This window comes from Bacillus sp. 05T31 (genome assembly GCF_056396725.1).
This window is the reverse complement of the sequence record NZ_JBFTMA010001060.1, coordinates 1-1,005: the sequence shown is the minus strand read 5'-3', so window position 1 is coordinate 1,005 and position 1,005 is coordinate 1. Positions and strand designations below refer to the sequence as shown.

Annotated in this window: 2 pseudogenes; both read left to right on the top strand. The window is 26.1% G+C overall.

Features of this window, described 5'->3' with window-relative positions:
• Window positions 1-279: pseudogene (locus AC1DJR_RS31345) on the top strand (endonuclease); the annotation flags it as partial.
• A 147-nt stretch (window positions 280-426) separates the two neighbouring features.
• Window positions 427-940: pseudogene (locus AC1DJR_RS31340) on the top strand (hypothetical protein); the annotation flags it as partial.
• Window positions 941-1,005 lie beyond the last annotated feature (65 nt).

Here is a 1,005-nt window from a genome sequence, read left to right as displayed (position 1 = left end):
GATATATATTTGCATAGAAAATATGAAACATTTCATAAAGAACATGTAAGTTTAGAACAATTACAAGATCGAAAATTAAAAAGAACTCAAGCTGCAGTTATGCAAAGAAAAGAAAACTTCCTTAAAGATTATGAGAAAAACAAATGTATTACTACCGCATGTTCAAATATAAATATTAATGAATTAACATTTAAACGTTGGATAAAAAATGATAATCAATTTAAAAAAGAATATGAACAAATTAATTTGGCATATACAAATAGCAATAATACAATATAAAATTCTAGATAACCTTAGTATAGGTATTAACATAGCTATACTAAGGTTTTTTATTTGAAATCATTAAAGGATACTTATTTTTATTTATAGAACATAGTAAATACATAGATTTTACAATTAAATTACTAAAAAAGAAGGGATTTTAAAATGCATGCTAATTATTCTCCGGAGAAAATACTTAAAACAACTTATGAGACAAAAATGATTTCATCAGGTGACAATTATCCAACTCTAAAAATAAGCGGAACAAACCTTCAATATTTACTTGTAATGCTCCATCTGGGCATAGAATCAAATACTATAAAAACGAAGCTAAATTGGACTAACGAGGAATTCGAAAAACAAATGCACGCATTAGAACTAGAAGGTTTATTGAATGAGACAGAAGGGAGTTACTATCCAACATGTATGGTTATAACAGCTAATGAAGGAGAAAAACTGTATAACCTATGTGAGCCTCTAATTAAAACTGCACTTAACATAATTGAAAAGTATTCTAATCAAATTGATGCTATGTCTAAAAGAATCGAGACATTTAATCATTTATCTAAAGAATCGTATAGTCTTTTACTATATAGTGGTTGTGTTATTAGATTTTGGACAAATAATTAACATTGAAGAAAACTATTTAGAAACAGAATGGCCTTTGAGAAACAATAAATTATTAATCGAAATCGAAGCAATTGCTGTAGCAAACTAATTTTAAAAACTTATTCTTAATCATAT